9 protein-coding genes are annotated in these 6732 nt (G+C 69.2%); 6 read left to right on the top strand and 3 right to left on the bottom strand.

Features of this window, described 5'->3' with window-relative positions; translation table 11 throughout:
- Nucleotides 1–17: 17 nt before the first annotated feature.
- The 5 genes from C1I98_RS44585 (at nt 18) to C1I98_RS43295 (ending at nt 3444) form a co-directional block, all read left to right on the top strand.
- The gene (locus tag C1I98_RS44585; protein ID WP_267898096.1) at nt 18–167 is read left to right on the top strand and encodes a CBS domain-containing protein; all 150 of its coding nucleotides are present in this window, start codon (nt 18–20) and stop codon (nt 165–167) included.
- The gene (locus C1I98_RS33075; RefSeq protein ID WP_111171275.1) at nt 164–1456 is read left to right on the top strand and encodes an ArsB/NhaD family transporter; all 1293 of its coding nucleotides are present in this window, start codon (nt 164–166) and stop codon (nt 1454–1456) included. The genes C1I98_RS44585 and C1I98_RS33075 overlap by 4 nt, the downstream gene beginning before the upstream one ends.
- Nucleotides 1457–1484: 28 nt before the next feature.
- Nucleotides 1485–1856 carry an STAS domain-containing protein gene (locus tag C1I98_RS33080; RefSeq protein ID WP_111171276.1) on the top strand — a complete coding sequence of 124 codons (372 nt, stop codon included), beginning with the start codon at nt 1485–1487 and terminating at the stop codon, nt 1854–1856.
- Nucleotides 1853–3085 (top strand): cation:proton antiporter, encoded by a 1233-nt coding sequence (locus C1I98_RS33085; protein ID WP_233508396.1) that lies wholly within the window; start codon nt 1853–1855, stop codon nt 3083–3085. Before C1I98_RS33080 ends, C1I98_RS33085 begins: the two co-directional genes overlap by 4 nt.
- Before the next feature lie 182 nt (nt 3086–3267).
- Nucleotides 3268–3444, top strand: a complete 177-nt coding sequence (locus tag C1I98_RS43295; protein ID WP_199537394.1) for a hypothetical protein — start codon at nt 3268–3270, stop codon at nt 3442–3444.
- Nucleotides 3445–3582: 138 nt separating this feature from the next.
- On the opposite strand, the gene C1I98_RS33090 is transcribed toward C1I98_RS43295, so the two are convergent.
- Nucleotides 3583–3801, bottom strand: a complete 219-nt coding sequence (locus C1I98_RS33090; RefSeq protein ID WP_199537395.1) for a hypothetical protein — start codon at nt 3799–3801, stop codon at nt 3583–3585.
- 219 nt (nt 3802–4020) lie between these two features.
- Complete coding sequence (locus tag C1I98_RS33095) at nt 4021–4236, bottom strand: hypothetical protein (protein ID WP_111171277.1); 216 nt, start codon at nt 4234–4236, stop codon at nt 4021–4023.
- 825 nt (nt 4237–5061) lie between these two features.
- Here C1I98_RS33095 and C1I98_RS33100 point away from each other — a divergent pair.
- On the top strand, nt 5062–5709 hold the full coding sequence (locus tag C1I98_RS33100) for a carbonic anhydrase (RefSeq protein ID WP_111171279.1): 648 nt from the start codon (nt 5062–5064) through the stop codon (nt 5707–5709).
- Between the two features lie 212 nt (nt 5710–5921).
- Here C1I98_RS33100 and C1I98_RS33105 read toward each other — a convergent pair.
- Nucleotides 5922–6732 (bottom strand): L-threonylcarbamoyladenylate synthase (locus C1I98_RS33105; RefSeq protein WP_111171280.1); only part of this gene is annotated, 811 nt, incomplete at its 5' end.

A 6732-nucleotide genomic window follows, 5' to 3' on the forward strand; every position in this document is an offset into this window, starting at 1 on the left:
CCCCCAAACCCCGCGAACTGCCGGTCACCGACCCGAACGCGACCGTACTGGAACTGGCCGCGCTGATGGCACGCACCCACAGCCCGCTCGTCGCCGTCGTAGAAGAGGGCCGCCTGCTCGGCGCGGTCACCCTCCAGGCGCTGCTGGACCGGGTGACCAGCCCGTGAACCTGCTCGCCTGGGCGGCCACGGCAGTCTTCGTGGGAGCCTACGCGCTGATCGCCACCGAGAAGATCCACCGGGTGGCCGCCGCCCTCGGCGGCGCGGGCATCATGCTGCTCATCCACGCCACCGACGCCCACGCCGCGTTCTTCGACGAGGCGACCGGCATCGACTGGAACGTCATCTTCCTCCTGCTGGGCATGATGGTGATCGTCGGCGTGCTGAAGCAGACCGGCGTGTTCGAGTATCTGGCGATCTGGGCGGCCAAACGCGCCCGTGGCCGTCCTTATCCGCTGATGGTGCTGCTGGTCGTCATCACCGCGGTGGCCTCGGCGTTGCTGGACAACGTCACCACCGTGCTGCTCATCGCGCCGGTGACGTTCCTGGTGTGCGAGCGGCTGGCGCTGCCGGTGGCCCCCTACCTGATCGCCGAGGCGATGGCCTCCAACATCGGCGGCGCCGCGACGCTGGTCGGCGACCCGCCGAACATCATCATCGCCAGCCGCGCGAACCTGGGCTTCAACGACTTCCTCATCCATATGGCCCCGATGGTGATCGTGCTGATGGCGGTCTACATCGCCATGTGCCGGGTACTGTTCCGCAAGGCGTTCCGCTACGACCCGCAGCGGGCCGCGCAGATCATGACCCTGAACGAGCGGGAGGCGATCGCCGACCGGCGGCTGCTGGTCCAAAGCCTGGCGGTGCTGGCCGTGGTGATGGCGGCGTTCGTGCTGCATCCGGTGTTGCACTACGAGCCCTCGGTGGTGGCGATCTTGGGCGCGGGCGTCCTGGTGGCGGCCACCAAGGTGACCACGCCGCAGGCGCTCGGCGAGGTCGAGTGGCCCACGCTGACGTTCTTCGCCGGGTTGTTCGTCATGGTCGGCGCGCTGGTCCACACCGGCGTGATCGGGCAGATCTCCCAGGCCGCGCTCACCGCGACCGAGGGCCGGCCGGGCCTGTCCGCGCTGGGGCTGCTGGGCGCCTCGGCGGTGCTGTCGGCGATCGTGGACAACATCCCCTACGTCGCCACGATGAGCCCGATCGTCGCCGACCTGGTCCAGGCCACCGGCGGCGACGGGCCCGGACAGGTGTTGTGGTGGGCCCTGGCCTTCGGCGCCGACCTCGGCGGCAACGCCACCGCCGTCGGCGCGGCGGCCAACGTCGTGGTACTGGGCATCGCGGCCCGCAACGGCACACCGATCGGCTTTTGGCAGTTCACCCGCTACGGCCTGATCGTGACCGCGGTGACCGTCACCCTGTGCGTGCCCTATCTGTGGCTGCGCTACCTCGCATGACCGGCATCGACCCCCGCCTGGAGAGGTGATGGACGACGACACGCTCACGATCGCCACAGCCACACGCCATGGCGTTCTCGTCGTCCGGCCGGCGGGACGACTCGTCTGGAACACCGCCGGCATCTGGCACTCCTGGCTGGAGACGCTTCCTCAGGACCGCCTGGACGGGCCCGTCCTGATCGACCTGGCGGAACTGGCCTTCCTCGACGCCACCGGCGTCTCCTGCCTGATCAACGCGCATCGGCACCTTAGGAGGCCGGGCGCGGCGGTCGCGTTCGCCCGGCCCGGTGCCCGGGTCACCCGATGGCTGCAGGTCACCGGCCTGCTCGCGCTCCTGCCGGTCTTCGATACCACCGAGGCGGCGCTACGGTCCCTCCTCCGGCCCATGGTGACTCCATGATCATGACCTTGCTCACCGCCTTCGCCGGCCTGCTGTTGCTGGCCGTGCTGCTGTCCAGCCTGGCCCACCGCACCGTGTTGTCGACCGCGGCGTTGTTCCTGGTCGCCGGGTTCGTCCTGGGCGACGGCGCGCTCGGCGTACTGTCCCTGACCCCCGGTGACGAGCTGGTCGGCGGCCTGGCCGAGCTGGCGCTGTTCGCCGTGCTCTTCAGCGACGGCATGCGGGTCGGATGGAAGGACCTGCGCACCGCCTGGCGGCTGCCCGGCCGGGCGCTGGGCTGGGGGCTGCCGCTCACGCTCGTCATCACCGCCCTGCTGGCCCATTATCTGATCGGCCTCGGGTGGGTCGAATCGCTGCTGGTCGGCGCCGTTCTGGCACCGACCGACCCGGTGTTCGCCGCGGCTCTGGTCGGCAACGAAAAGGTACCGCCGCGGCTACGCCAGTTGCTGAACGTGGAGTCCGGCGTCAACGACGGACTCGCACTGCCGTTCGTCGTGCTCTTCCTCGCCATCGCCGCCGGCTCGGCGGACCTGCATCTCGGCGAACTGGGCCTGGAACTGGGCATCGGCATCGTGATCGGCGTGGCCGTGCCCTGGCTGGCGATCAAGCTGGAGCAGACCCGCTGGTTCGCCGCCTCGACCCAGTACGAGCCGCTCAACGCCCTGGCCATCGGCCTGCTCGTGCTGGCGCTGGGCAAGGTCACCCACGGCAACCTGTTCCTGGCCGCGTTCGCGGCCGGCATCACCGTGGCCACCTTCGGCGAACGGCAGCGGGCATCGTTCGAGCACTTCGGCGAGTTGATCGCGGAGGTGTTCAAGCTGGCCGCGCTGCTGGTGTTCGGGGCGCTCATCACCCCGGCACTGCTGGGGTCGGTCGGCTGGCAGGGCTGGGTGTTCGCGGTCCTGGCGCTCATCCTGGCCCGCCCGGTCGCGATCTGGATCTCCTTCCTCGGGTCAGGGCTGTCGATCCGCGAGCAGGCGGCGGTGGCATGGTTCGGCCCGAAGGGATTCGCCTCGGTGGTCTACGGCCTGCTCGTGCTCAGTTCCGCGATCGCGGCCTCGCGGCAGGTCTTCCAGTTGGTGGCGGTCACCATCGTGCTGTCCATCGTGCTGCACTCCTCCACCGACATCGTCGTGGCCCGCGGCTTCGACGACGAACGCGACGTCCCGGCCTGGTTCGGCGGCATCCGCCGCCTCCGCCGGCGCACCGAGCGGGAAAGGGAGGCCTGAGGCGTACGCGACCGGGCCGAGCATGTCGCGATCTTTGGAATCTTCATCGTCGTGCGGCTCTGTTGCTCGACGGGTCGGCGGGTCGGCGGGTCGGCGGACGGGCTGATCATCTGGTGCATCCTGATCGTGGTGCTGCTCACGGTCCGCGCCCACGTGTACCGGCCGTGACTCAGACCGCTGAAATGTGTAACACCTCCTGCGTCGTGGGCGGCGGCTACCGGGTCGTCACCTTCGAGGTCGCCCACGTCGGCACGATCGGCGACTACGTCACCAGCAACGGCCCCATTTACGACGCCTCCGGATGGTTCGCCGAGATGCCGAAAGGCACGGTCGTCGCGTACGCGCTGTGCGCCTCCTGACCTCGACCGGGCCGCAAGAGCGGCAGATGCCAGGGGTGCACGCGTTTCGCACGATCTTCCCGGTCAGCCCTTCGGCGATCAGGTACAAGCCCGAACCGTTCAGAAATTCGGTGAAGATCCGCTTCACCACCGGGGCGGTCAGCAGGTCCGGCTCCAGGCGGTGCAGACGCTTGCCGTCGGCGGCCTCCCTTGGGTGGGGTGCGGGCCGAGATCGGCCAGGCGGCGGCCGTAGGGCGGGCGTCCGCCGAGGAAGCGGCCCTCGATCTTGGCTTGTACCGCCATGGTGGTACGGACCCGCATCTTGATCCGGTTCCGCTCGCCTTTGCCGATCCCGCCGAACATCAGTATGAGCTTCAAGCTCTGCCGTGGTCGTATTGGAGCCCAAAACGCCATCAAGTGAGCAGCATGTAAAGCGAGCGTTTGGGTGCGCTGAGCAGCCGCGCCATTTATGCTACCGGGAACTTTCGTTTCGTCTGAAATTTCACACCCTCATCACACATAAGCAGCTGCGAGCAGCGACACCCTGAACGAAGCAATAACTGCTTGTCCGGGGTGTCACTCTTTTAGCGAGGCTCCTTACTCCTTACCGCTCCCGAAGAACTTTTCGATATCCGCCTGCTGCTGCTCGACCAGCGTCTTTATCAGCGTGGCCAGCGCAAAAGCTACGCCGGCGATAATGGCGGTTATGATCACCCATTCGACCGCCGAAGCGCCCCGGCTGGGTGCGTTACGTGCGCGATCGATACGCGCAGCCACATGCACCTTCAGGTAATTCAACCAGAGATGGTCCACTTTGACACCTTGCCCGTAGCGGAGAGGAATACCCGGTAGCGGGCTTCATCCGGGAAAGTCCCACCTCTTTTATCACAGCATCGGAGCCTCCACCGCCTATTCGCGTGCTCCACCACTTCGCCCGCCGATATTAAGCGGAAGGCCACCTTTGCATACGTACGTGCCATTTGCGTTAATTGACGCGTACTTGCGCGCATGAGGCGAGAGGCAGCATCCAGCCGAAATGCGCAGTCACCCAGCGGACACGGCATCAAGGGCCCCTACGGCTCGGGACGCCAGGGAGCGCTGCGCCTTTGAGAGACTTGTCCTCGCTTCGCCATCAGCCCCGCCGACGGCCTTGGTTCCTGAAATCGGCCCTGAGTCGAAGATCCAGGACGGCCGCCTGGTGATCGGCTGGCGCGGGTTGTGCGAGTGCGGCTGGCGCGGGCCGTTGTGGGTGCCGGTGGTCTGGGCCGAGCAGGCCGGCCGGTACGCCACACCGCCGCCGGAGGCGAAGGGCGATCGAAGAGGAGTGGCGGGATCACGCCGAACCGGCCGGCGCCCTGGAGGGGCTCGCCCGCATCGCGGCCGAAGCCGAGGCCGCGGATGGGCGGCTGACCCGCGCGGTGCGGGCCGCCCTGGGATGTGGGGCCTCCTGGGCTCAGGTCGCCGCGGCGGCGGGGGTGAGTTTCCAGGCGGCCTATGCGCGGTGGGCCTCGTTCCTCCCGGCCGCGGGCGGGTGAGCCGGCGGCGTGGGGTAGGCGTGTGCAAGGAGTATTCGGCCCCGCGGGACGCCCAGCGATCGCATTCCGCCACGGCGGTGGGCTGGGCTGTAGCCTTGTGGCCATGACCACCGCCGCCGCACCGTCTCCCGCTGATGCCCTGGAGTTGCTGCTGACCGGCAACCGGCGCTTCGTCGCCGGCGCGCCGCAGCACCCGAACCAGGACGCCGCGCGCCGCGCCGAGACCGCGCCGGGCCAGCGCCCGTTCGCCGTGGTGTTCGGCTGCTCCGACTCCCGCCTCGCCGCGGAGATCATCTTCGACCAGGGCTTGGGCGATCTGTTCGTGGTGCGTACCGCCGGGCACGTGGCGGGGCCGGAGGTGCTGGGCAGTATCGAGTACGCGGTCAGCGTGCTGGACTGCCCGCTGGTCGTGGTGCTCGGTCACGACTCCTGTGGCGCGGTGGCCGCGGCCCGCGCCGCCGTGGCCGGGGGTGTGAGCACCACCGGATACGTACGCGACGTCATCGAGCGGGTCACCTCCAGCGTCCTGGCCGCCCGGGCCGCCGGGCTCACCGAAGACGACGACATCATCGCCGAGCACATCCGCCGCACCGCCGAACTCCTCGCCGACCGCTCCCGGGTCCTGGCCGACCAGATCACCACCGGGCGGACCGCCGTGGTGGGCCTGTCCTACCGGCTGGCCGACGGAAGCGCGCGCCTGGTCACCACTCGCGGGCCGGTGGCGATGCCCCAGACGGTGACCGGTGCCTGAGACGGCATCAGATCGCTTGCCCCTGTCGATCCATAGCGCTGGTCATCGGCTTCCTTGCGGCCGAGATCACCTGGTCAACGCGCTTCAGAAGCTCCCGGGCATGCCCGCGACCGGCCATCCGGAGCCGAGGTGGCAGTCCAAGCTCGATGACCAGTGCGGCGTGTCCCCTCGCAGCCACACCACGCCGCCCCGGCATACGGCGCGGGGGCCGGTCACTCGGCGGGCCGGGGTCCCGCAGCGCGGCGGAGCCGGTTGGCGATCGCGAGTCCCAGGCCCTCCTCCACCGGCAAGGAGGCGACGATGAGGTCACACCCCTGCTGGTCGAACTCGCGCAGGAACTTGTACAGCCGACGTGCGTAAGCGGCCGTCGAGCCGGGGACCGTCACCACGGCGTGCGCTTTCACGGCGGCAGCGGCGAAGGACGGCGGAACGAGAACGCCTACCTGGTGCCCGAGATCCTGCGCGCGCTCCGCCTCGGCGATCACCTTCTCAGGCTCGACCAGGACGACCCGGGCACGCGGCGCATAGTGTGACGGGTGCTGACCAGGTACCCGGACCTGGCTCGTCGGGTGGACCGCGAGCGGGCGCCCCAGCACCGCCTGGAGATCTTCGCGTGTCACCCCGCCAGGCCGAAGTACGCTCGGCACATCACCCGTCGCGTCGACGATGGTCGATTCGACGCCGACCTCGCAGGGACCGCCGTCCAGCACGAAGTCGACGGCATCACCGAGCTCCGCGCGAACGTGGCCGGCCGTGGTGGGGCTGACCGAGCCGAAGCGGTTGGCGGACGGGGCCGCGACACCGCCTCCGAAAGCCGACAGCAGCGCAAGCGCAACGGGGTGGCCGGGTACGCGTACGGCCATCGTCTCCAGACCGCCCGTCGTCTCAAGGGGCACTCGGTGGCCGCGCCGCAAGACCAGAGTGAGCGGCCCTGGCCAGAAGCGTTCGGCGAGCAGCCGCGCCGTCGCGGGCACGTCTTCGGCCCAGTCGCTCAGGTGCTCCACACCGCCGAGGTGGACGATC

Origin of the sequence: Spongiactinospora gelatinilytica (genome assembly GCF_003236385.1) — a bacterium.
GTDB lineage: Bacteria > Actinomycetota > Actinomycetes > Streptosporangiales > Streptosporangiaceae > Spongiactinospora > Spongiactinospora gelatinilytica.

Bases quoted from the DNA above. Each gene is read 5' to 3' on its own strand.
- C1I98_RS33085 (WP_233508396.1), top strand. From the start codon at position 1,853: ATGATCATGACCTTGCTCACCGCCTTCGCCGGCCTGCTGTTGCTGGCC.
- C1I98_RS33100 (WP_111171279.1), top strand. From the start codon at position 5,062: ATGACCACCGCCGCCGCACCGTCTCCCGCTGATGCCCTGGAGTTGCTG.
- C1I98_RS33080 (WP_111171276.1), top strand. From the start codon at position 1,485: ATGGACGACGACACGCTCACGATCGCCACAGCCACACGCCATGGCGTT.
- C1I98_RS43295 (WP_199537394.1), top strand. From the start codon at position 3,268: ATGTGTAACACCTCCTGCGTCGTGGGCGGCGGCTACCGGGTCGTCACC.